The sequence below is a fragment of the Kitasatospora sp. NPDC018058 genome (genome assembly GCF_044327205.1).
Classification (GTDB): Bacteria; Actinomycetota; Actinomycetes; order Streptomycetales; family Streptomycetaceae; genus Kitasatospora.
In genome coordinates this window covers 255,294-275,703 of the sequence record NZ_JBIRFA010000005.1, presented here as the reverse complement: position 1 = coordinate 275,703, position 20,410 = coordinate 255,294, and the positions used below count along the sequence as shown (strand labels likewise).

Here is a 20,410-nt window from a genome sequence, read left to right as displayed (position 1 = left end):
GACTCGGAAGACCATAGCACCGGCCTCCGGGGTGCTGTCTATAGTTGGTTGGGTGACTGACTCAGTGAAGCCCAGGGCGGCACGGGCGGCCGACAAGCGCCGCCGGCTGACGGCCGCGGCGGCCCAGGTCCTGCACGAGCAGGGCGTCGAACGCACCACCCTCGCCGACATCGCGCGCGTGGCCGACGTCCCGGTCGGGAACGTCTACTACTACTTCAAGACCAAGGACGAACTGGTCCAGGCCGCGCTGTCCGAGCACAGCACACACCTCGATGAACTCACCGGCCGGCTGGACCAGTTGCCCGACCCGCTCGACCGCATCAAGGGCCTGATCGAGGCCTGGGTCGGCCAGCGCGACCTCGCCGCCCGTTACGGCTGCCCCACCGGCACCCTGGCCGTCGAACTCGACAAGCGCACGGACGGCACCCTCGACGCGGAGGCCGGCGCGGTGATCCGGCGGCTGCTCGACTGGGCCGGACACCAGTTCCGCGCCCTGGGCCTGCCCGACCCGGACGACCTCGCCGTCACCCTGGTTGCCGGCTACCAGGGCATGTCGCTCCTGGCCAACGCCCTGCGCGACCCGGAGATCATGACGAGCCAGGGCGCCCGTCTCACCCAGTGGCTCGACTCCCTGCAGTGACCTGGCCGAGAGCAGGCAGTCGGCCCGGCCGACTTCCTGCTTCGCGCCGGCCAGGTCGGCCGTCAACGCCGCGCGGGTACCGGGTTGTCCGGGCCGTCCAGCCACACCGTCTGGCCTCCGGGGGTGACGGTGAGCCCGAAACGGTCAAAGCCGGGGCGGCCCTGGTCGTCCCACCAGCGCCAGGCCGCCTCCACCTCGTTCCAGAGGTTCCGAGGGCCGGACTGCACCACCTCGTAGGCGGCGTGGTCCGGTTCCCAGTCGACGGTGGCCCAGGACGTGACGGCGGCGTCGTGCAGCCACAACGTGTACGTGCCATCGACGTACCGCTCGATCAATGGGAAGGCCTCCGGTACCTGCACGCCGACGGCGTACATGGCGAGCCAGCCGCCAACCTCATCCGGGGACAGGCGGGTTGAAGACTTCGCCCCATCGGCGGGCCACGGGCCGGACAGGTACTCCAGGCTGCCAGGCCGGGGTGTGCGCTGCCGGCGGAGCCGCATGAAGGCGGACGACCCGACGAACCGGCCGCTCGCCGTCCCGCCGTCGCCGACCGTGAGCCGAACCACCGCTTCCCCGCCGTACTCGGGCCCCCAGGGCGCCACGATCACCCCGCCGGGTCGGGTCTGCTCCACTCAGGCGTACGGCACCCGGCGGACGGAGCAGGTGGCGATCACCCGGTCGAAGGGCGCGCCGTCGGCGGAACCCTCCGACCCGTCGCCGACCACCAGCGTCGGCGAGTACCCCGCGCGCGCCAGCCGCAGCCCTGCTTCGGCCGCGCTGTCCTTGTCCACCTCGACCGTGACAACGTTCCCGCATCCGAGGCGGTGAGACAGGAGCGCGGCATTCCAGCCCGTGCCGTTACCGACCTCCAGCACCCGGATGCCGTCCGTGGCGTCCGAGGCGGCGAGCATGGAGAACACCATGGTGGGCATGGAGTTGGACGACGTGGGCGTGGCGCCCCGGGCTTCCCCGGTGTGGTCGCCGTCGTCCCATTGGGTCGTGAGGGGGGCGTCGGAGTAGACGGCGTTCCACCAGGCGGCCGGGTCGGCGTGCCGGTTCACCGCTTCGCCCTGACGCACGCCGTCAGCCTGGCCCGGCCAGACGACGTCAGGCACGAACCAGTGACGGGGCACGGAGTTGAAGGACGCCAGCCAGTCCGAGGTGAGGGACCCGTTCGCGATGAGCGCGGAGGCCAGCCGGGTCCGGCCGGCCTCCGCTTCGTGCTTCTCGCTCACGCGTCAGCGACCCGTCGCCGGGCCGCTGCCGTCCGAGGTGTTCCCACCCTCGTTGCTGCCGCCGCCACCGTGCTCTCGTAGCTGATCAGCACGGGTTCACGGTCCACGTCGCGCGGTGCGAAGTCGGCGAGCAGCGCGCGCGGTACGGTCACGAACCCTTCGCCGGGCTTGATGTTGCGGAACTGGGCCATTTCGTCGGGATCGGTCACGACGTCGCCCTGCACCACCACCTCTCCGGTGTCCACGTCCTCGTAGAGCGTCGGGCATCCGTCGTCCCCTGAGGTGTTTCCGATGTACCGCAGTCGTCGGCTCACAGCCGCTCCCCTCGCTGTCGGTCAGGCTGAATCAGAATGCCCGGGGATCGATGTGGAGGGGGTGCTGATTCTCGAATATTCTCCGGGGCAGCCGAAGGCCGGTAAGCGGGCGGCTTCCGCCGGGGTACGAGAGCTTCATGACGGCCCGGCGACACGAGTTGCCGCGAATGCGGGTGCCGAGCGGAGTATGAGCTGATCAGCTGCTGACGTGCAGAGGTTGAGGAGATGCCCGGTGCCGCGCGGCACCGGGCATCTCCCTGTCAGGCGTGGTGGTCGAACTCGCCGGCTTTGAGGCCGTGGAGGAGGGTGGCGAAGGTGGTGCGGGTGGTGCGGAGGATGGTTTCGCCTTCGTCGGACTCGCGGAGTTCGATCAGGCCGTCGATCGCGCGGACCTCCACGCATTCGTTGTTCGCGGCGCTGAAGCTGGACTTCTGCCACTGTGACCTACTCATACGTCTTCTTCACATCCTCCATGACGGATCGAATGAACTCACGTGATCCTTCTTCGGAGAGTGCCTTGGAGTCCAGACGAGAGAAGATCGCTCGGTGCTTGGCCAAGTCTGCCGGGGAGTCGAAGAAGAGTGCGCCTTGGGTTACGTCCATCTGGATGGTGTCCAGCTCAGCGACGGGCCCTTCGGCGAAGGTGAGGTTCTCGCCGGACCCCGGAAAGGTGTCGACGGCGAAGGGTACGACGCGGACTGAGATGCCAGGCTGCTCGGAGTCATCGAGGAGCGAGCTGAGCTGACCGGCGAGGACCTTGGGGCCGCCGAACTGCATCCGCAAGGCAGCCTCGTGGACAAACACTTGGAGGGGGATCGCGCCGGAGCGGACGACCTCTTGCCGCTTGATTCGGAAGGCTGTTCTGGTAGCGATGTCCTGTGGCGGCAGCGGAGGAAAGATTCGGTCGAACACGGCCGAGGCGTAGTCACTGGTCTGAAGCAGGCCGGGCGCGAAGGTGGTCGTGCAGATGGTCAGCCGCGTGGCACGGCTTTCAAGCTCTGCGACCTCAAGGAAGTCGATAGTCAGAGTACCGCGATACTTCTCCCACCAGCCTTTCTCGCGCTCCGAAGCCATGTTGACAAGGGCGTTGATCAGCGGCTGGTTGGCGCAGTTGCATGCAGAAGCGACGGTCCGCAGGCGCTCGGGGCTGACTCCGATCTTCGCCTTCTCCATCTGCGTCATCTGTCCAGGACTGATTCCGAGAGTGCGGGCGAGTTCGCTGCCGCCGAGGCCGGCTTGCTCCCGCATTCTCCGCAGCTCAGTGCCGAGTCGACGCTGACGGAGAGTCGGGTTGGAGCGAAGGGGCATGGCGTCCTCTCTGCCGGTGCTGGGGCCAGTGTGCCGCGCTGGCGGTGCGCAGGTCCATCTGGGCCGTTTCCACGATAGAGCGAATTTTTAGGCGCACTCCTCAAAACTCAGGCGCTGTCCGCTATGGTCAATGTCACGTCGATCCGACGGATCGTCAGTAACGCCTATCCGTCGCACCGCAGAGCAGTCATGCCCATCTGCCTGGCCTAGTTCACGGCGACGGATCCGCCGGTTCTCCACCTCACACCACGCCCGGGAGCTCTCCCATGCGTCACCTCAACACGCCCTCGTTCGCCCTCACCCGCCAGTCCCTCCGCGGCGCGATGATCCGCGCCGGCTGGCACCCCTCCGCCACCTTCGACGCCGAACTCGCCCTCTGCGAGCTGCTCGTGAACGCCTGGCGGCACGGCAACACCCCCGCGCCGATCATCGAGATCCTCTTCCTCGGCAAGGTCCTCCGGGTCTCCGTCTCCGACGAGAGCCCGGTGCTGCCCGACCAGCGAATCCCCGACCTCCTCTCGGAGTCCGGCCGGGGCCTCCAGCTCGTCGCGGGTCTCACCAGCCGCTGGGGCGTGGACCCCCAGGAGCGCGGCAAGCGCGTCTGGTTCGAGTGCGAGCTGGACGCGGCCTGATGTCCATCCGCCGCCACCCCATGAAGCCGACCGACCCCCGGATCCGGCACTACACCGACGACCACATCCGCACCCTCCTCGCCGAAGTCCAGGAGCGCGGAAAGAAGTTCGGCCTCATCTGGCCCTCCGCCGACACCGACAAGACCATCGACGGCCGCGTCCTGGTCCGCTTCAACACGGCGCCCGCCTCGACCCTCCTCAACCTCCTCTCCCTCCTCCTCGACGCCGAACGCGACTGGGACGCCCCGTGCGGTTCCTGATCGCCACGGCCTTCGCCGTCCTCCTCGCGCTCGCGATCGCGACCGTCGCCCTGGGCGTCATCACGGCCCTCCGCGCGACCCCGCCCGACGAGGACAGCTGACCGAGCCGGATGTGCGGCGGGTCGCGTGCACAGGCCCGCCGTGCCGGATTCAGTCCTGCCGCCGAACCCGCCGCTCCACGTTTCCGCGGATCGCCCGGGACGCCGTCCCGGCCGCCGCCGCGAGGAACACGAAGTTGTACCCGATCTGCAGCACCACGATGAGCCGTGCCGTCTGCCCCACCGGCGTGATGTCCCCGTACCCCACCGTCGCCAGCGTCACGATCGTGAAGTACAGCGCGTCCAACCGCGTCTCCAGCCCCGCGAACTCGGGCTTGTGGGAGCTCATCGCGTAGTACGTCGTCGAGAAGATGATCACCGCCAGGAAGATCAGGAAGGCCAGCCAGGGCACCGGCCGCTTCGCGGTCCCCCGCATCACCCCGATCATCTTGGCCAGCATCAGCCAGCTCAACCCACCCAACGCTCCCACGAAGGCCGACCAGCTCAGCACCGGTCGGCGGTCGCCGAACCACCTCAGCGGCAGCGTGAAGTACCCGACCATCAGCAGCGTGCACGCGACCAGCAACCAGGCCCAGGCCCGTAGGTCGGCAGGCGGGGGAGGGGGGTTCTCGGACATCCCGCCAAGCCTTCCCCACCAGCACCCGCCCCGCCCGTCCGACTACTCCGATCAGGCCAGCCCCTGCTGGATCGCCAACACCGCCAGCCGCACCCGGTTGGGGCTGTCCGGCGACCATGTCGTGCAGTTCGCGGGCGATCGCGGTGCGCTCGCCCATCCGGGCTCCCCATTCGGCGAGGGCCGGGTGCGTTCGGTCTCCCGGGCGCGCTCCTGGGCCGCCCGCCTCACCCGTTCGGCGGAGCGGATGTACCCGGCCAGCAGCACCGGCACGCCGCCGAACAGCGCCGCCCGCCGCCCGCCGAGCGCCGCGAGCAGCAGCGCGCCCGCGCCGACCGCCCGGTCAGGCGCCGTCAGCTCCCCCCGGCGGCCCGCCAGCAGCAGGTAGCCCAGCCCGGGGGTCGGACAAGGACCCCGGAACGGCGTTGAGCCCCCGGTGGGGTCCACCGGGGGCTCAACGGGAGCTCGTGCGACTCAGGCGGTCGTCTCGGGGCGCTTCGCCTCGGTGGCCTTGGTCACGTTGGTCGGCGTGACGGCCGGACGGTCGGCGGGCTGCTGCGGGGCAGCCGTGCTCTGGGCGGTGCCGGCCTCCGCCGAGGGGTCCTCCTCGCGCATCGCCTTGGTCTCCGCCTTCAGAATGCGCATCGACTTGCCGAGGCCGCGGGCCATCTCCGGCAGCTTCTTCGACCCGAACAGCAGGATGACGACCGCCAGCACCACGAAGATGTGCCAGGGCTCAAGACCGTTCCGCAGCATCCCTGGCCACCGGTCCCTTCTTGTCTAGAGTCACGGGGGGCGCTAGCGCCCATGCTCGCCAGTATGCCTGGACCTGACGGCGAACGGATACACCGGCCGGGAAACGCTGGCCAAAAACCAGGTGCTGCCCAATCGGACCGTGCGTGCGGGTGGGGGCTTTCCCAGGCGGCCGGTGTCCTGACCCACACCCGTACGGGCGCCGGTGCGATCAGTAGACGAACGGCACCAGGCGCTTCGACACCCCACGGTACTCCGCGTACGCCGGTCCGAAGGCCGAGAGCAGCAGCCGCTCCTCGGCGGCGATCCGCCAGCCGTACGCGCCGAGCAGCAGCGCGGTGACCACCGGTGCCGCCACCCAGCCCGCCGTACCGAGCGCGTAGCCGCTCCAGACCAGCAGGCTGCCCGCGTAACCGGGATGGCGGATCAGCCGGTACGGGCCGTCGCGGACGACGTGCTGGGTGTCCACGGTCCGCAGGGTGCGGGTGTAGTACCGGCCCAGGGTCCGCATGCCCCAGGCCCGCAGCGTCAGCCCGGTGGCGGCCAGGGCGACCCCGAACCAGCGGGCCCAGGTGGGCGGTTCGCCGATCGAGGCGCGACTGAACAGCGCCACGACCAGGGCGGACGCGAGGTAGCAGCCGATCAGCAGCCGGGTTGAGCCGCGGTCGCGGTCGTCCGCGTGCCAGCTGCCGGTGGCGGCGTCCTCGCGGTGGCGCAGCAGCAGCTCGTAGCCGACCCAGCAGACGAGGCCGAGCAGGGAGAGGAGGGACGGCAGGGACATGGCGGCTCCTGACGGTCGTGGTCACCCCTCCACGGTCCCTGGGCCGGCCCGCCGCGACACGCACCCGGGGGTGGACGCCGGGGCGTCCACCCCCGGGTGGACGGTCACCGGCCGGTCACTCCGGGCGCCGGGCCAGCAGGTAGCCGCGCCGGGTGGGCGCCTCCTCGGGCAGGCCCTCCCGCTCCAGCCGCGCCTCGACGGCGAACCCGGCCTCGGCGAGGCGGGCGGCGACCGCGTCGGTCCGCAGGAAGTGGAAGTCCACGTCGACCTGACGGCCCCACCACTGCGTCATCCGCCGCACCTCGTCACCCAGGTGGAAGGAGACCAGCAGCACCCCGCCGGGCCGCAGCACCCGCCGCATCTCGACGAAGGCGGGCAGCAGCTCCTCCGGCTCCAGGTGGATCACCGAGTACAGCGCCACGGCGGCCGCGAACTCCCCGTCGGCGGCCGGCAGCGCCAGCAGGTCGCCGGTGCGGAACTCGGCCTTCGGCTGCTCCCGCCGGGCCAGCTCGACCATCTTCGGCGAGAGGTCGACCCCCACCACCGCGGCCCCCTGGCCGACCAACCACCCCGTCACGTGCCCCGGCCCGCACCCCAGGTCGGCGACCGTCCCGCCGGCCGCCTCCTCCACGATCACCCCGAGCAGCGCCCGGTCCACCACCTTGGACGCCAACTCACCCCCGATCCGCCCCAGGTACTCCTCCGCCACCACGTCGTAACTACCGCGCACCCGCCCGTGACCCGTCACCATGCCCCCACCCTGGCACGCCCACCCTCCCCCGTACCGGGCCTTTCCGCACCCCGCCCGCCCGCTCCCGCCCCCGCGTCCAGCCCACCCGGCGCCGCTCCGCCCCCACCCGTCTCCCGCGGACGGCGGAGAGCCCCCGCCCGGGGTGGGCGGGGGCTCTCGATGACTCGCGTGGATCGCGGCCGACGGGTGGGTCAGGCGGCAGCGGCAGCGGCCTCGGGTTCGGGGGCCGGGGTGGCCGCCGGGAGGTGGCGCAGGAGGCGGTAGGCCAGGAGGGCCGCGCCGAGGGCGAACAGGAGGCCGACGACGGCGGCGACGTGGAGGCCGTCGGTGAAGGCGGTGCGGGCGGTCTCCAGCAGGTCCGCGCTGAGCTGTCCGGGCAGGTGGGCCGCGACGGAGACCGCGCCGCCGAGGGTGTCCTGGGCCGCGTCGGCGGCCTGGCCGCCGACGCCCGCCGGGAGGGCGCCGTCCAGCTGGTGGCGGTAGACCGCGGCGCCGGCCGCGCCGAGCAGGGCGATGCCGAGCGAGCTGCCGAGTTCGACGGCGGTCTCGGAGGTGGCGGAGGCGGCGCCGGCCTGCTCGACCGGGGCGGCGGAGACGACCATCTCGGCGGTCATCGTCATGGTCCCGACCGTCCCGGCGGCCAGCACGCCCGCTGCCGTGAGGATGAGCGCCAGCGGGGAGTGGGCGCCGACCTGGGTCATCATCGCGAAGCCGGCCGCGCCGACCAGGAAGCCGCCGCCCATCAGCGTCGCCGGGCGGACCTTGCCGGCCAGTGCGGAGGTGACCCCGATCGCCGCGCCGACGCCGACGCTCGGCACCAGCGACCAGAGCGAGGCGGTGAACGGGCTCATGCCCTTGACCAGCTGCAGGTACTGCGAGGTGAAGAGGGCGAAGCCCATCATCGCGAACATCGCGACGGTGTTGACGCTGATCGCCCCGCTGAAGGTGCGGATCCGGAACAGGCTCAGGTCGATCAATGGGTTGGCGGCGGTGCGCTGGCGCTGGACGAACGCACCGGCCAGCAGCAGCCCGGCGACGACGGCGAGTGCGGGCAGCGTGCTCCAGCCGTCCACGGCGAGGGTCTTGATCCCGTAGACCAGCGGCAGGATCGCGGCGAGCGAGAGCGCGGCGCCGGGCAGGTCGAAGCGGCCGCTGCGGGTGGCGGTGCGGTACTCGGGCAGCAGGACGGGCGCGGTCAGCAGCACCAGGGCCATCACCGGGACGGCGAGTAGGAAGGCAGAGCCCCACCAGAAGTGGTCGAGCAGCAGGCCGCCCGCGACCGGGCCGAGGGTGGCCCCGGCGGTGAGCATGCCGCCCCAGGCGCCGAGGGCGATCTGCCGCTGCTTGGGGTCGTGGAACATGTTGCGGATCAGCGCGAGGGTCGAGGGCATCACGGTGGCCCCGGCGGCGCCGAGCACGGCGCGGGCGGCGATCAGCTGCTCGGCGCTGCCGGACCAGGCGGCCAGCAGCGAGGCGCCGGTGAAGCCGGCGGCGCCGATCATCAGCAGCCGGCGGCGGCCGATCCGGTCGCCCAGCGCGCCCATGGTGATGAGCAACCCGGCCAGCAGGAACGAGTACATGTCCATGATCCACAGCTGCTGGGTGCCGCTCGGCGCCAGCGTGGTGGAGATGTACGGGACGGCGAAGAACAGCACGCCCATGTCCATGGACAGGACGAGCGTCGGGAGCAGGAGGACGGCCAGGCCGATCCATTCGCGACGGCCTGCGCGGCCGGTGGTTGCGGTCATGGAAAAGACAGTACGGACGTGTCAGACGCTTGTCTAGTACGAATGTGCAAGTCGATCGTGCAAGACATTCGTGCAAGACATCTGTGCAGCCCTTCCGTAGGATCAAGGGCATGGGAAACCGCGAAGACCTGATGGCCGGCGCCAAGCGCTGCCTGTACGAGAAGGGCTACGGGCGCACCACGGCCCGCGACATCGCGACCGCCTCGGGCGTCAGCCTGGCCGCGATCGGCTACCACTTCGGCTCGAAGGATGCCCTGCTCAACGCCGCGATGATCGAGGCGATCGGCGAGCTGGGGCAGGGCATGGGCGAGGTGGTCGTCGCCGCCAACGGCACCTCCGACGATCCGGAGGAGCGCTTCGCCGCCGCCTGGGAGGGGCTCAAGGGCGTCTTCGTCGAACATCGGGGCCTCTGGGCGGCCCAGTTCGAGGCGCTCGCCCTGGCCGGGCACGAGCCCGAGCTGGCGGCCGCGCTCGCGGAGGCGCAGAAGGAGGGCCGGCTCGGCCTCGCGGCGTTGTTCCAGGGGCTGCCCGAGGTGCCGGACACCGAGGAGGAGCTCGCCCGCGGCGCCTTCTACCAGGTCCTGCTGGCCGGGTACCTCGCCCAGTGGCTGGCCGCGCCCGAACTGGTGCCCAGCGGTCAGGAGTTCCTGCGCGGCCTGCGGCTGGTCAGCGGCAGTGTGCTGGGCGCCGCCAAGCCCTGACGGCCGTTACGCCCTGGCGGCCGTTACGCCCTGACCGCTGTCGCGCTGACGGCCGTCACGCGGTGACGGCCGTCAGCAGTACCACCGAGTCGACGTGGGCGAGCAGCCCGTGCCGCTCCTGCGGGACGGGCTCCAGCTCGCCGACGGACAGTTCCGTCCGCCGCCCGGCGATGGTCAGCGACACCCGGCCGCGTAGCACCTGGACGCTGCCGGCGGTGGGCGGGGTGTGCTCGTCCAGCGCGGTTCCGGCGGTCAGCGCGATCACGGTCTGCCGCAGCACGCCGTCGTGCAGCACCAGGTGGGCGCTGCGCCCGTGCGGGCTCTCGGCCGCCAGCGCCGCGTGCTCCACGGCGAGCTGTTCGAGATCGGGCATCGCGCCGCCTCCTCCTCACCCCGTAGCCAGGGTCGCGGACGCGCTGGCGAACCGCACCCGGAGGGGCCCGGAGCGGGGCACCCGAGGTGCAGCCCCCGCCGATTGCCCCCATCGTGGAGGTATGGCGACCAACCAGAGAATCTCCAACGGGTTCCAGGTCAACCGGTCGATGCTGACCGGCGGCGTGGTGCTCACCGGTATCGGCTCGGCGCTCGGCGCGGCCGGGACGGCGATGGTGTGCGTGGCACTGCTCACCGCCGGCCGCAACTGGCTGCGTAGCCTGGACACCACGCCGACCGCACTCGCCCATCGGGCCCTGCACGAGGCCAAGGTGGCCTCCTCGGCAGGCTGGGAGGCCTGGCGCGCGGAGCACAGCTCACCCAACTGAGCGCACCCGCCCGGTCGAGCGCATCGGCCCGTACGGAGACGGGCGCGGCGGGCCGTCATGGGGGCACGGCCCGCCGCAGCTTGGAACTTTCCCCGGGTTCCTACAACGCGCCTACAACCCCATCGACTTGGCGACGATGCTGCGCATGACCTCGCTGGTACCGCCGTAGATCCGGAACACCCGGTTGTCGGTGTAGAGCCGGGCGATCGGGTACTCCAGGATGTAGCCGTAACCACCGTGCAGCTGAAGGCACTTGTCGATGACGACGGAGGCCGACTCGGTGCAGAAGAGCTTCGCGGCGGCCGCGTCCGCGACGCTCAACTCGCCGTTCTGGTACAGCTCCAGTGCGCGGTCCACCATCGACTGCTGCGCCATCACCTGGGACTCGCAGTCGGCCAGGGTGAACTTGGTGTTCTGGAACTCGGCCACCGCCTTGCCGAACACCTTGCGGTCCTTGACGTACCGCACCGCGAAGCGCACCGCCGCCGCGGCCGCCGCGTAGGCGCCCACGGCGATCGCGAGACGCTCCTGCACCAGGTTGTGGGTCAGGTAGGAGAAGGCCCTGCCCTCCTCGCCGAGCAGGTTCTCCACCGGCACCTTGACGTCGCTGAACGCCAACTCGGCGGTGTCCGAGGTGCGAAGGCCGATCTTCTGCAGCTTGCGGCCGACGGTGTAGCCCGCCGACGTGGTGTCCACGCAGAGGATGGACAGGCCGGCGCGGCGGTTCTCCGGGTCGTACGGCGCGGTGCGGCAGACCACCAGGACCAGGTCGGCCAGCACACCGCCGGTGATGAAGGTCTTCGCGCCGTTCAGGACGTAGTGGGTGCCGTCCTCGGAGAGCCGCGCGGTGGTGGTGATGCCCGCAAGGTCGGAGCCGGCGCCCGGCTCGGTCATCGCGATCGCGGTCATGATGTCGCCGGAGACGAAGCCGGGCAGCCAGCGCTGCTTCTGCTCCTCGTTCGCGTACTCCAGCAGGTACGGCAGCACCAGTCCGGTGTGCACGCCGGAGGAGCCGAAGCTCACGCCCGCCCGGGCGGTCTCCTCGGCGATCACCGCCTGGTACTTGAAGCCGCTCTCGCCCGCGCCGCCGTACTCCTCCGGCACCTCGATGCCGTAGACGCCGAGTTCGCCGAGCTTGCGGTAGAAGTCGCGCGGCGGGTGGCCGTCGGTCTCCCAGCTCTCGTAGACCGGGACGACCTCGTTGGCGATGAAGTCCCGGATGGTCTCCCGGAAGGCCTCGTGGTCCTCGTTGAACACGGTGCGGCGCACAGCGGCGCTCCCTTCGACGGTGCCGGCCGGCGGACCGGCCAAGGCGGAACGGCCCAGGTGGTGGCCCCACAAGTTAATCTTCGGTAGCTTCGGCTGTCCAGAGTCGACCGGCCTGTGAATCCCGGCCGCCGGGGCTGCCAAGTGAATCCTTGCTAGCCTTCGGACGGCGTTCAGAGGAGTCCGCGAGGGAGGTGCCGCCATGGTGGTCCGACGGTCGCCCGGCCGGCGCGCCCAGATCCTCGCCGTGGCCGCCGACCGCTTCCACCGCAGCGGCTACCACCAGGTCTCGATGACCGAGCTCGCCGCCGGGGTCGGCATCACCGCGCCCGCGCTCTACCGGCACTTCCGCGGCAAGCCCGAACTGCTCGACCGCGCCGTCCGGCTGGGCCTGGACGCGCTCGCCGACGGCCTGCGCGCGGCCGGCACCACCGCCGGACTCGGCGCCGCGCTGGCCGCGGTGGCGGTCGGCCACCGCCCGCTCGGCACCCTGGTGCAGCGCGACGCCCGGCTGCTGCCGCCGGCCCGCCGGGCGGCGCTGCGGCGCGAACTCCGTACCGACGTCGCCCTGATGACCGCCGTGCTGCGCGCGGAGCGCCCCGAACTGGTCGGCGCCGACGCCGAGTTGCTCTGCTGGGCGGCGCTCTCGGCCTGCTCCGGGCTGTCCTACCAGTCGGCCGCGCCGCAGCCCCGCCGGGCCGAGGCGCTGCTGCGCGAGACGGTCGCGGCCGTCCTCGCGGTGTCCCTGGACGGTACGGCCGCCGGCCCCGAGGCCGTCCCCGGGCCGGAGCCGAGGCCCGGGGCCCGCCGGGAGGAGCTGCTCGCGGCGGCCGTCCGGTTGTTCCACCAGCGTGGCTTCGACAACGTCAGCACCGACCAACTCGGGGCCGCGGTCGGCATATCCGGCCCCAGCGTGTACCGGCACTTCGACAGCAAGGCGCACCTGCTCGCCGCCTCCCTGGTACGCAGCCGCGAGCGGCTCCGGCACGAGGTGGAGGGCGCCATCGCGGCCGCCACCGGGCCGGAGGAGGCGCTGGCGGCCGGGCTCGGCGCGTACGTCGACTTCGCGCTGCGCAACGGCGACTACCTGGGCGCGATGCTCAGCGAGACCGAGCGGCTGGCCCCGCCGGACCGGCGGGCCGCGGTGGACTTCCGCCGGGACTTCCTGCGCACCTGGGTCGAGCTGCTGCGGCAGGTGCGCCCCGCCTTCGACGCGGTGGACGCCCGGATCCGGGTGCACGCGCTGTTCGCGCTGGTCAACGACGGGGTGCGGAACCGTCCGCACAGCGCCCGGCCGGACCTCGGCGACTGCCTGCTGCGCCTCGGCCGGGCGGTGCTGGGACTGTCCTGACGCACGGGTCGGGCCGGGTGCCCGCCCCGTCCGCGCGGGGCGGGCACCCGGCCCGTTCGGTCCGTCCGTGTCGGCCTATCCGTCCGTGTCGGCCCAGTGGAGGGCCTACGGGTGGAAGACCCGGGCGTCGACGTTCCCGTTGCCCTGCAGGGCGCCGACGTTCCCGCCGTTGCCGGCCACGGCGAGGCCGTTGTTCTGGTTGCTCGCACCCGAGCCGGTGGCCGTCTGCTGGGTGTTGACCACGTTGCCGTGGACGGTGCCGATGATGTTGTTGGAGCCGACGTTGCTCACGACGCTGCTGTTGGAGTGGTCGATCGCGCCGGCGTTGTCGTCGGCGTGCGCGGTGGCGGCACCGACACCGACGAGGAGGAACGCCCCGAGGGCGGTGACGGCGGCGGCTGCGCGAATACGGGACACGCTGGTCTCCCTGAGCTGGAAGTGCGAGATGTGGCGCGATACCGGAGTGGCCGCTCCGTGGCGCCGTTGCCTGACGTCGCACGATCAGCATTCACCAGCGACGTGGACGAACTCCATCAAACGGGTGGCATTTCCCCCGATAGTGGGGGATCGGTCAATTCGTAGTTGACCGCAATGCGTCATCAGCTCGTCGTCTGTCCGTCATTTCGTCAGGAAGAAAGAAATGGTCGCCGGATTGTCGCACTGGCACACTGGGGACTCATGTCTGAAGGTGCCCCGACCGAGCCCACCCCCGCCGAGGACCTGCGCACCACCGAGGTCGATCTCGGCGGCCTGGTGAACGTCCTCGCCACCCACCTCTACTCCACCCCGCTGGTCGCCCTGCGCGAACTCGTCCAGAACGCCCACGACTCGCACACCCGCCGGCTCCTGGAGGACCCGGAGGGCGACCACCGCCGGCTGATCCGGGTGCGCGCCGACACCGAGCGGCGGACCGTCGCCATCGAGGACACCGGGGCCGGCCTCACCGAGCCCGAGATCCACTCCTACCTCGCCACCGTCGGCACCGGCTACACCCGGATGCTGCGCGAACTGACCGGCAACCAGGAGCTGATCGGCGCCTTCGGCCTGGGCTTCCTGTCCGCCTTCTCGGTCGCCGACGAGGTCACCGTCACCACCACCTCGCACCGCGAACCGGGACTCGGCCACCGCTACCGCAGCCGCGGCGGCGAGCAGTACCAGGTCGAGCCGGTCCCGGCCCGGCCGCAGCCGGGCACCGTGGTCGAGCTGGCGCTCAAGACCGAGCACGCCCACCTCGCCGACGAGCACGCCCTGCGCGAAGTCCTCGGCCGCTACTGCGTGTTGCTGCCGATCCCGGTCTACGTCGGCGAGGACACCGAGCCCGTCAACTCCGTCCAGGTGCCCTGGCGGCAGACGATCGACGGTGACCAGCACGCCGCCCGGATGCGCTTCGCCACCGCCTTCGGGCGTCGCTTCGAGCCGCTCACCGCCTTCCCCTTCGACCCTGTCGAGGACGCCACCGACGCCGTCGGCCTGCTCTGGGTCCAGGACGGCGGCACCTACGGCAGCAGCGACAACCGCGACCTCGCGGTCTACCTGCGCGGCATGCTGCTCGCCGAGGACGCCCGCGACCTGCTGCCCAGCTGGGCCGGGTTCATCGGCGGCGTGGTCGAGTCCAACCGGCTCACCCCCACCGCCAGCCGCGAGGACCTCCAGCGCGACGAGCACTACCGCGCGCTGCAGAAGGCCCTCACCGACGCCATCGTGGACGGCCTGTACGAGACGGCCCGGCTGCGGCCCGCCGCCTGGCGCCGCATCCTCACCCGGCACGGCCAGGACCTGCTCGGCGCCGCGCTCTGCGACGAGCGGCTGTTCACCCTGCTCGCCGACGACGTCCCGGTGCCCACCTCACAGGGCGACCTCACCGCAGGCGGGCTGCGCGCGGCCGGCGGGGGAGCGGTGCACGTCGCGCTCGGCAGCGGCGGCGGCTTCGAGGAGATGCTCTACCGGGCGATGCAGGTGCCGATCGCCCGCGGCGACCGCTACGCCGTCCTGCCGTTCCTGCGCCGCTACGCCCAGCTGCGCGGCTGCCGGCTGGTCGAGCTGGGCAGCGAGCAGGGCAACCGCGAACTCTTCCGCGACCCGGAGCGCCCGCTGCCGCCGGAGGAGTCGGCCTGGCTGGCCGGCGCCCTCGCCGACCCGGGCGAGCAGCTCGTCCCGGCCCGCTTCGACCCGCCCGGCCTGCCGCTCGTCCTGGTGCCGGACCGCGAGGCCGAGCGGAAGGCGCTGATCGAGGGCGACCAGGCCGACGCCCGGATCCCGTCCGCCGCGCTGCGGCTGGCCCGGGCGTTCACCGCCCGCACCGACGGCGGGGTCAAGGCCCGGCTCTACCTCAACCTGGCCTGCCCGGCCGTCCAGGAGCTGCTCACCGCCTACCGCACCGGGCACACCGGCAGTGCCACCGCGGCCGGGCTGCTCCGCTCGGTCAAGGTGATCATGGCCTCCGCCTCGGCCGGCCCCTCCGAGGGGGACCTCGGCGCCGCGCTGGCCGGCATCGGCACGGCGGTCTCCGCCCTGACCGCCGCCGTCCCGACCGGCCTGCCGTCCGTCCCGGACAGCCTCGGGGCGCTCTCGGAGGAGGCGTGACGGCCGCGACCGGCGGATTGTCAGTGGCTCGCGATAGACAACCGATCAGCACGACGCAGGGGGCGCGATCATGACCACCGACATCTGGGCCTGGGTCCACGACACCCACCGCCAGTTGGCCGAGGCCGGCCACCGGCGACTGGCCGACGCCGTCTACGAGCTCCCCGGCCACGCCAACGAGGGCCGCAACGAGCAACTGGACGCGGTCTACCCGGAGGCGCTGGCGGCCGCCCGGGCGCTCGGCCTGCCCTGGGTCGAGGTCTACCTGCGGCACTGGCGGATGCAGAACCTGCTGAACAAGCGCCACCAGGGCGAGCAGGCCCTGCCCGAGGCGGTCGACCTGCTGGAGTTCGCCCACCGCGAGGAGACGGCCGGCTGCCCGCAGTCGGTCTGCGTGGTGCAGGACTTCGCGATCTGCCACGCCCGGGTCGACGGCCCCGGCTACGTGCCGCAGCGGCTGGAGGTGCTCGGCGAGACGCTGGAGCGGATCGAACCCGCTCGCGCCTGCTTCGACTGCCTCTCCCGCGAGTACGCCGACGCGCTGGAGGACGACGGCCGCCCGGCCGAGGCGCTCAGCCACCTGGACACCGCGGCCACCCGAATACAGGCCGCCGGCCAGCGGCTCTCGCTGCACTTCCACCATGCCCGGGCCGGCGCCCTGCACCGGCTGGGCCGGCACGAGGAGGTGCTCGCGCTGGTCGACACCGCCGAGCAGGCCGAGCGCGCCCGGGGCCGCGAGCTCGACGAGAGCGACCGGCTCTGGGGCGGCCTGCTGAGGGCCCGCGCGCTGGCCTCGCTCGGCCGGATCGACGAGGCGCTCGCCCTGCTGCCCGCCCGCGAGGCCGCCGAGCGCCACGCCGACCTGCGCCGGGCCTGGACGGAGACGGTCGAGCTGCTGGTCGCGGCCGGTGCCTGGGAGAACGACGTCGAGCTGGGCGCCGTGCTGGCCGGCTGGGTCGGCTACCTGGACGGCACCGGCTCTCACCGCCCGTGCGTGGACCTGCTGCTGGCGGCGGGTCGGCTGGCGCTCGCCCGCGGCGCCCGTACGGTGGCGATCACGCTCGCCGCGACCGGGGAACGTAAGCTCACCCGGTTGCTGCGCACCGACGGCGTGGCCGAGGAGGTCGCCGCCCTGCGCGAGGCCGCCGAGGCGCTGCCGGTGCCCGAGCTGCCGGTGCCGCCCGGCGAACTGACGGCGCACCTGGCCGAGGCCCAGATGCCCTACGAGACCGGCGCCGACCTGCTCTCCGTCGCCCTGGACCGGTACCAGGGTGAGCAGGCGGGCGCCACCGAACTGGCCCTGCTGCTGGCCGCGGTGCTCGGCGGCCTCGGCCATGCCCGGCCCGCCGCCGACCTGCTGTGGCGGCGACTGGACGCAGACCCCGGCAACGAGGAGCTGATCGGCACCCTCGGCCAGGCCCTGATCGAGGCCGCGGACGCCGAGGGCGTGCGCCGCCTCGCCGACCGGCTGGCCGCGACCCGCCCGGCCGACGGGCACTGGATCCGCGCCCGCTGGGCCGCCGCCGAGAGCCGCTGGACCGACGTGCTGGAGCACTGCGAGGCGATCCTCGCGCTGGAGGCGAGCCGGATCAACACCCGCCGGCTGGCCGCCGCCGCCGCGACCCGGCTGGGCGAGCACGCCACCGCGCAGCGGCTCTACCAGGACCTGCTGGAGCACGCCCTGCCGGCGGAGGAGGCCTCGGAGGAGGAGGTGCACCGGACGGTCCAGGAGCCCGACCTCTGGCACCTGATCACCGCGGCCACCGCCAACCGGGACTGGGCCGTGGTCCGTTCCACCGGTGCGCGGCTCGGCATCGAGTTCGACGAGCCCGAGGGCCCGGTGGACGAGGAGTGGCAGCTCGTCACCGTCCGCGCCACCCGCACCAACGGTGCGACGGCCGACCTCCCCGCGATCCGGACCGGCCCGGCCACCGCCCGGATCCTGCCGGTGCTGGGCGACGACCTGACGCTCAACCACGGCGACGTGGTGGTGTTCGCGCCCGTCCTGTTGGAGGGCCCGCCGGCGGAGGACGCCCCGGCACAGGAGCGGGAGCGCTGGCGCCCGGTGTTCGAGCTGCTGACCCCGCTCGATCCGGCCGGCTACACCACCTACTGGATCGACGGCGCCTGGCCCGGCGACGAGGCCTGGGCCGCGCTGCGCGACGACTTGCAGGAGACCGGTTACGCGGTCTGGGCGTACAGCGGGGAGCAGTACCGCGTCCACGACCCGGCGGACGAGGGCGAGGAGGAGACGCTGCCCGGCATCTACGCCGCGCTCGGGGTGCCGCCGACCGCCGCGGCCGAGGAGGCCGACGCGCTGATGCACCGGCTCACCGCCGGCTGGGAGCACCCGCTCGCCTGGCTCGACCTGGCCGAGGCGGCGGAGGCGGACCTCGGCCGGCACGCGGAGATCATCGAGCGCTACGGGCTCTGAGCCCCCGCTCTCCCAGGCGCCCTGGCCCCGGCGGTCACCGACTGCCGGGGCCGGGGCGTTCCCGGCGTCCGTGCCCCGCACCCTCCGGCTGGTCCGCGCGCTGACCGTGCTGGCCGTGGTCGCCGGGGACCAGGTCCCGCCGTTCCGGCACGGCGACCACCACCCGCCACCGCGCCGGGTAGGCGATCAAGGCGCAGGCCACGGGACGTCGCGTACATGTGCGTCACACTGTTCGATCAGGCAAGGTGTAACCCGAGATCGAACGGTGGCCGGAGGCCACCAGGGGCGGCAAGGAGCGGAAGTGCCTAAGCGGGGCCGACCGGGTGCGGGCAAGCGGGCGAGGGGAGGCCGGGCGGTCCGTCAGGCGAGGCAGGCGCCGCCGAAGCCGGTGCACCCCGCCGACGCACCGCCCACCGAGGGCCTGCTCGGCCACCCCGCCCCGACCGTCGAGCCCACCACCGTCGTCCCGCTCGTCCCGCCCATCCCGGAGACCAAGGGCCTGCTGACCCCGGAGCCGACCCCGGAGCCGCGCGTCGAGCCGACCCCGGAGCCGCACCCCGACCTCACCGTCGAGGTGCGCCCCCGGGAGCCCCGCCCCGAGGAGGGGCGCCCGGCCCGCCGCCGCTCGGTCGCCGAGGACACCCTCACCCCCGAGGAGTGGCGCGCGGCCGGCTACACCCCGCCCACCGGCATCCCGATCCCCGAGCTCACCCCCGGCGCCCCCGGCGAGGCGCCGTGGCCGGACCGGATGCGCACCCTGCTGCGCACCCCGATGTCCGAGCGCCCCGCCTTCGAGCGGACCGCCCGCGAACTGCACCCCTCCGCGGGCACCGCCCGCAACGTGCCCCGCATCCTCGACCTGACGCTGCGCATCGGCGAGCTGCTGCTGGCCAGTGGCGAGGCCGCCGAGGACGTCGAGGCGGCGATGCTGGGCATCGCGCACGCCTACCGGCTGGACCGCTGCGAGCCGCAGGTGACCTTCACCTTGATCGGCATCTCGCACCAGCCCTCGCTGGTCGAGCCGCCGGTCACCGCCGACCGCGTGGTGCGTCGCCGGACCTCCGACTACACCCGGCTGAACGCGGTGTACGAGCTGGTCGCGGACATCACCGCGGAGAAGGTGACGGTCAACGACGCCTACCGCCGGCTGGCCCTGATCCGCCGCAACCGGCACCCGTACCCGGCCTGGCTGCTCTCCCTGACCACCGGTCTGCTGGCCGGAGCGGCGACCTTTCTGGTCGGCGGGCGGATCGACGACAAGGCCTGGCTGGTCTTCGCCAGCGCCTTCGTCGCGGCCGTCCTCGGCGACCGGCTGGCCTCCGCGCTGGCCCGCCGCCGGCTGCCGGAGTTCTACCAGTTCGTGGCGGCCGCGATGCCGGCCGCCGCCTCGGGCATCATCCTGTCCTTCAACGACTGGGGCCTGCGCGGCTCGGTCGTGATCACCGGCGGCCTGTTCGCCCTGCTGCCCGGGCGCGCCCTGGTGGCCGCCGTCCAGGACGGCCTGACCGGTTTCTACATCACCGCCGCGGCCCGTCTGCTGGAAGTGATCTACCTGGTCGCGGGCATCGTGATCGGCGTGATGGTGATCCTCTACCTGGGCGTCGGCTTCGAGGCGAAGCTGAAGCCGGACGAGAGCCTGGCGGGCATCAGCTACCCGCCGGTCCAGATGGTCGCCGCGATGCTGCTGACCCTGGCCTTCGCGATGCTGCTGCAGACCGACCGCCGCACCCTCGCCCTGGTCACGGTCAACAGCGGCATCGGCTGGGCCAGCTACGGCGCGCTGGTCTACAACGCGGGCGTCAACCCGATCGCCGCGACCGGGGTGGCGGCCGGCCTGGTCGGCCTCTTCGGCCAGCTGATGGCGCGTTCCCGCAACGGCTCGGCGCTGCCGTACGTGACCGCCGCGATCGGCCCGCTGATGCCGGGTTCGGCGCTCTACCTCGGGATGCTCGCCTTCGCCCAGGGGCACTCCAGCACCGGTCTGGTGTCGGTCTTCCGGGCGGCGGCGATCGCGATGGCGCTGGCGGTCGGGGTGAACCTCGGTGGGGAGATAGCCCGGCTGTTCCTGAAGCTGCCGGTCGGCGCCGAGCTCCCCTCGCTCTACCCGGCGATGCCGCGCCGGGCGGCCAAGCGCACCCGAGGGTTCTGACCGCGCGTTGACCCGTGGTGGACGCCTCTTGGGCCCCGGGCCATGTCACGGCAGGCAGGACGAAGGACCAG

Annotated in this window: 24 protein-coding genes; 9 read left to right on the top strand and 15 right to left on the bottom strand. The window is 72.6% G+C overall.

The window, feature by feature from the left end; translation table 11 throughout:
• Positions 1–52 precede the first annotated feature (52 nt).
• A complete protein-coding gene (locus ACH4E7_RS09685) occupies positions 53–640 on the top strand; it encodes a TetR/AcrR family transcriptional regulator (protein ID WP_396248448.1) in 588 nt (195 codons plus the stop codon).
• A gap of 62 nt (positions 641–702) precedes the next feature.
• Here the strand turns inward: ACH4E7_RS09685 and ACH4E7_RS09680 are convergent, their stop codons facing one another.
• From ACH4E7_RS09680 to ACH4E7_RS09660, 5 genes are all read right to left on the bottom strand, one after another.
• Positions 703–1,272, bottom strand: coding sequence for a hypothetical protein (locus tag ACH4E7_RS09680; protein ID WP_396248447.1), 570 nt, complete (start codon positions 1,270–1,272; stop codon positions 703–705).
• The gene (locus tag ACH4E7_RS09675; RefSeq protein ID WP_396248446.1) at positions 1,273–1,875 is read right to left on the bottom strand and encodes a methyltransferase domain-containing protein; all 603 of its coding nucleotides are present in this window, start codon (positions 1,873–1,875) and stop codon (positions 1,273–1,275) included. It abuts the gene before it with no gap.
• Positions 1,872–2,189 (bottom strand): hypothetical protein, encoded by a 318-nt coding sequence (locus ACH4E7_RS09670; protein ID WP_396248445.1) that lies wholly within the window; start codon positions 2,187–2,189, stop codon positions 1,872–1,874. The genes ACH4E7_RS09675 and ACH4E7_RS09670 overlap by 4 nt, the downstream gene beginning before the upstream one ends.
• A gap of 260 nt (positions 2,190–2,449) precedes the next feature.
• Positions 2,450–2,641, bottom strand: a complete 192-nt coding sequence (locus ACH4E7_RS09665) for a DUF397 domain-containing protein (RefSeq protein WP_396248444.1) — start codon at positions 2,639–2,641, stop codon at positions 2,450–2,452.
• On the bottom strand, positions 2,634–3,497 hold the full coding sequence (locus ACH4E7_RS09660; RefSeq protein ID WP_396248443.1) for a helix-turn-helix domain-containing protein: 864 nt from the start codon (positions 3,495–3,497) through the stop codon (positions 2,634–2,636). Before ACH4E7_RS09660 ends, ACH4E7_RS09665 begins: the two co-directional genes overlap by 8 nt.
• Before the next feature lie 266 nt (positions 3,498–3,763).
• On the opposite strand from ACH4E7_RS09660, the gene ACH4E7_RS09655 reads away from it, so the two are divergent.
• Both ACH4E7_RS09655 and ACH4E7_RS09650 read left to right on the top strand, forming a co-directional pair.
• Entirely contained in the window at positions 3,764–4,129 is a 366-nt protein-coding gene (locus ACH4E7_RS09655; protein ID WP_396248442.1) for an ATP-binding protein, read from the top strand.
• Positions 4,129–4,389 carry a hypothetical protein gene (locus ACH4E7_RS09650; protein ID WP_396248441.1) on the top strand — a complete coding sequence of 87 codons (261 nt, stop codon included), beginning with the start codon at positions 4,129–4,131 and terminating at the stop codon, positions 4,387–4,389. The genes ACH4E7_RS09655 and ACH4E7_RS09650 overlap by 1 nt, the downstream gene beginning before the upstream one ends.
• A 150-nt stretch (positions 4,390–4,539) precedes the next feature.
• On the opposite strand, the gene ACH4E7_RS09645 is transcribed toward ACH4E7_RS09650, so the two are convergent.
• The 6 genes from ACH4E7_RS09645 to ACH4E7_RS09620 all read right to left on the bottom strand — a co-directional run bounded on the left by ACH4E7_RS09645 (position 4,540) and on the right by ACH4E7_RS09620 (position 9,094).
• A complete protein-coding gene (locus tag ACH4E7_RS09645) occupies positions 4,540–5,064 on the bottom strand; it encodes a potassium channel family protein (RefSeq protein ID WP_396248440.1) in 525 nt (174 codons plus the stop codon).
• Positions 5,065–5,115: 51 nt separating this feature from the next.
• On the bottom strand, positions 5,116–5,508 hold the full coding sequence (locus ACH4E7_RS09640) for a hypothetical protein (protein WP_396248439.1): 393 nt from the start codon (positions 5,506–5,508) through the stop codon (positions 5,116–5,118).
• A 27-nt stretch (positions 5,509–5,535) separates the two neighbouring features.
• Positions 5,536–5,817, bottom strand: coding sequence for a Sec-independent protein translocase subunit TatA (tatA, locus tag ACH4E7_RS09635; protein ID WP_380608557.1), 282 nt, complete (start codon positions 5,815–5,817; stop codon positions 5,536–5,538).
• Between the two features lie 208 nt (positions 5,818–6,025).
• Positions 6,026–6,595 (bottom strand): methyltransferase family protein, encoded by a 570-nt coding sequence (locus ACH4E7_RS09630; RefSeq protein WP_396248438.1) that lies wholly within the window; start codon positions 6,593–6,595, stop codon positions 6,026–6,028.
• 115 nt (positions 6,596–6,710) lie between these two features.
• Positions 6,711–7,346, bottom strand: coding sequence for a class I SAM-dependent DNA methyltransferase (locus tag ACH4E7_RS09625; protein ID WP_396248437.1), 636 nt, complete (start codon positions 7,344–7,346; stop codon positions 6,711–6,713).
• 191 nt (positions 7,347–7,537) lie between these two features.
• Positions 7,538–9,094: an MFS transporter gene (locus ACH4E7_RS09620; RefSeq protein ID WP_396248436.1), complete on the bottom strand. Its 1,557-nt coding sequence runs from the start codon at positions 9,092–9,094 to the stop codon at positions 7,538–7,540.
• A 110-nt stretch (positions 9,095–9,204) separates the two neighbouring features.
• Here ACH4E7_RS09620 and ACH4E7_RS09615 point away from each other — a divergent pair, with 110 nt between their 5' ends.
• A complete protein-coding gene (locus ACH4E7_RS09615) occupies positions 9,205–9,795 on the top strand; it encodes a TetR/AcrR family transcriptional regulator (RefSeq protein ID WP_396248435.1) in 591 nt (196 codons plus the stop codon).
• A 55-nt stretch (positions 9,796–9,850) separates the two neighbouring features.
• Here ACH4E7_RS09615 and ACH4E7_RS09610 read toward each other — a convergent pair whose 3' ends face one another.
• The gene (locus ACH4E7_RS09610) at positions 9,851–10,168 is read right to left on the bottom strand and encodes a cupin (protein WP_393028074.1); all 318 of its coding nucleotides are present in this window, start codon (positions 10,166–10,168) and stop codon (positions 9,851–9,853) included.
• A 121-nt stretch (positions 10,169–10,289) separates the two neighbouring features.
• Between ACH4E7_RS09610 and ACH4E7_RS09605 the strand changes: the two genes are divergently transcribed.
• Complete coding sequence (locus ACH4E7_RS09605) at positions 10,290–10,556, top strand: hypothetical protein (protein WP_396248434.1); 267 nt, start codon at positions 10,290–10,292, stop codon at positions 10,554–10,556.
• A gap of 111 nt (positions 10,557–10,667) precedes the next feature.
• On the opposite strand, the gene ACH4E7_RS09600 is transcribed toward ACH4E7_RS09605, so the two are convergent.
• Positions 10,668–11,825: an acyl-CoA dehydrogenase family protein gene (locus tag ACH4E7_RS09600; RefSeq protein WP_396248432.1), complete on the bottom strand. Its 1,158-nt coding sequence runs from the start codon at positions 11,823–11,825 to the stop codon at positions 10,668–10,670.
• Positions 11,826–12,024: 199 nt separating this feature from the next.
• Here ACH4E7_RS09600 and ACH4E7_RS09595 point away from each other — a divergent pair, with 199 nt between their 5' ends.
• A complete protein-coding gene (locus ACH4E7_RS09595) occupies positions 12,025–13,173 on the top strand; it encodes a TetR/AcrR family transcriptional regulator (RefSeq protein WP_396248431.1) in 1,149 nt (382 codons plus the stop codon).
• A 105-nt stretch (positions 13,174–13,278) separates the two neighbouring features.
• Here the strand turns inward: ACH4E7_RS09595 and ACH4E7_RS09590 are convergent, their stop codons facing one another.
• Complete coding sequence (locus ACH4E7_RS09590; RefSeq protein ID WP_396248430.1) at positions 13,279–13,590, bottom strand: hypothetical protein; 312 nt, start codon at positions 13,588–13,590, stop codon at positions 13,279–13,281.
• Positions 13,591–13,851: 261 nt separating this feature from the next.
• Between ACH4E7_RS09590 and ACH4E7_RS09585 the strand changes: the two genes are divergently transcribed.
• Positions 13,852–15,756: an ATP-binding protein gene (locus tag ACH4E7_RS09585; protein ID WP_396248429.1), complete on the top strand. Its 1,905-nt coding sequence runs from the start codon at positions 13,852–13,854 to the stop codon at positions 15,754–15,756.
• A gap of 70 nt (positions 15,757–15,826) precedes the next feature.
• Positions 15,827–18,190 carry a hypothetical protein gene (locus ACH4E7_RS09580; RefSeq protein WP_396248428.1) on the top strand — a complete coding sequence of 788 codons (2,364 nt, stop codon included), beginning with the start codon at positions 15,827–15,829 and terminating at the stop codon, positions 18,188–18,190.
• 34 nt (positions 18,191–18,224) lie between these two features.
• Here the strand turns inward: ACH4E7_RS09580 and ACH4E7_RS09575 are convergent, their stop codons facing one another.
• Entirely contained in the window at positions 18,225–18,392 is a 168-nt protein-coding gene (locus ACH4E7_RS09575; RefSeq protein WP_396248427.1) for a hypothetical protein, read from the bottom strand.
• A 99-nt stretch (positions 18,393–18,491) separates the two neighbouring features.
• Here ACH4E7_RS09575 and ACH4E7_RS09570 point away from each other — a divergent pair, with 99 nt between their 5' ends.
• Entirely contained in the window at positions 18,492–20,339 is a 1,848-nt protein-coding gene (locus ACH4E7_RS09570) for a threonine/serine exporter family protein (protein ID WP_396248426.1), read from the top strand.
• Positions 20,340–20,410 lie beyond the last annotated feature (71 nt).

Excerpts from the sequence above, each read along its gene's own strand:
- ACH4E7_RS09650 (WP_396248441.1), top strand. The coding sequence starts at position 4,129 with ATGTCCATCCGCCGCCACCCCATGAAGCCGACCGACCCCCGGATCCGG.
- ACH4E7_RS09595 (WP_396248431.1), top strand. The coding sequence starts at position 12,025 with ATGGTGGTCCGACGGTCGCCCGGCCGGCGCGCCCAGATCCTCGCCGTG.
- ACH4E7_RS09645 (WP_396248440.1), bottom strand. The coding sequence starts at position 5,064 with ATGTCCGAGAACCCCCCTCCCCCGCCTGCCGACCTACGGGCCTGGGCC.
- ACH4E7_RS09620 (WP_396248436.1), bottom strand. The coding sequence starts at position 9,094 with ATGACCGCAACCACCGGCCGCGCAGGCCGTCGCGAATGGATCGGCCTG.
- ACH4E7_RS09605 (WP_396248434.1), top strand. The coding sequence starts at position 10,290 with ATGGCGACCAACCAGAGAATCTCCAACGGGTTCCAGGTCAACCGGTCG.
- ACH4E7_RS09660 (WP_396248443.1), bottom strand. The coding sequence starts at position 3,497 with ATGCCCCTTCGCTCCAACCCGACTCTCCGTCAGCGTCGACTCGGCACT.
- ACH4E7_RS09585 (WP_396248429.1), top strand. The coding sequence starts at position 13,852 with ATGTCTGAAGGTGCCCCGACCGAGCCCACCCCCGCCGAGGACCTGCGC.
- ACH4E7_RS09630 (WP_396248438.1), bottom strand. The coding sequence starts at position 6,595 with ATGTCCCTGCCGTCCCTCCTCTCCCTGCTCGGCCTCGTCTGCTGGGTC.
- ACH4E7_RS09610 (WP_393028074.1), bottom strand. The coding sequence starts at position 10,168 with ATGCCCGATCTCGAACAGCTCGCCGTGGAGCACGCGGCGCTGGCGGCC.
- ACH4E7_RS09665 (WP_396248444.1), bottom strand. The coding sequence starts at position 2,641 with ATGAGTAGGTCACAGTGGCAGAAGTCCAGCTTCAGCGCCGCGAACAAC.
- tatA (WP_380608557.1), bottom strand. The coding sequence starts at position 5,817 with ATGCTGCGGAACGGTCTTGAGCCCTGGCACATCTTCGTGGTGCTGGCG.
- ACH4E7_RS09615 (WP_396248435.1), top strand. The coding sequence starts at position 9,205 with ATGGGAAACCGCGAAGACCTGATGGCCGGCGCCAAGCGCTGCCTGTAC.
- ACH4E7_RS09580 (WP_396248428.1), top strand. The coding sequence starts at position 15,827 with ATGACCACCGACATCTGGGCCTGGGTCCACGACACCCACCGCCAGTTG.
- ACH4E7_RS09655 (WP_396248442.1), top strand. The coding sequence starts at position 3,764 with ATGCGTCACCTCAACACGCCCTCGTTCGCCCTCACCCGCCAGTCCCTC.
- ACH4E7_RS09625 (WP_396248437.1), bottom strand. The coding sequence starts at position 7,346 with ATGGTGACGGGTCACGGGCGGGTGCGCGGTAGTTACGACGTGGTGGCG.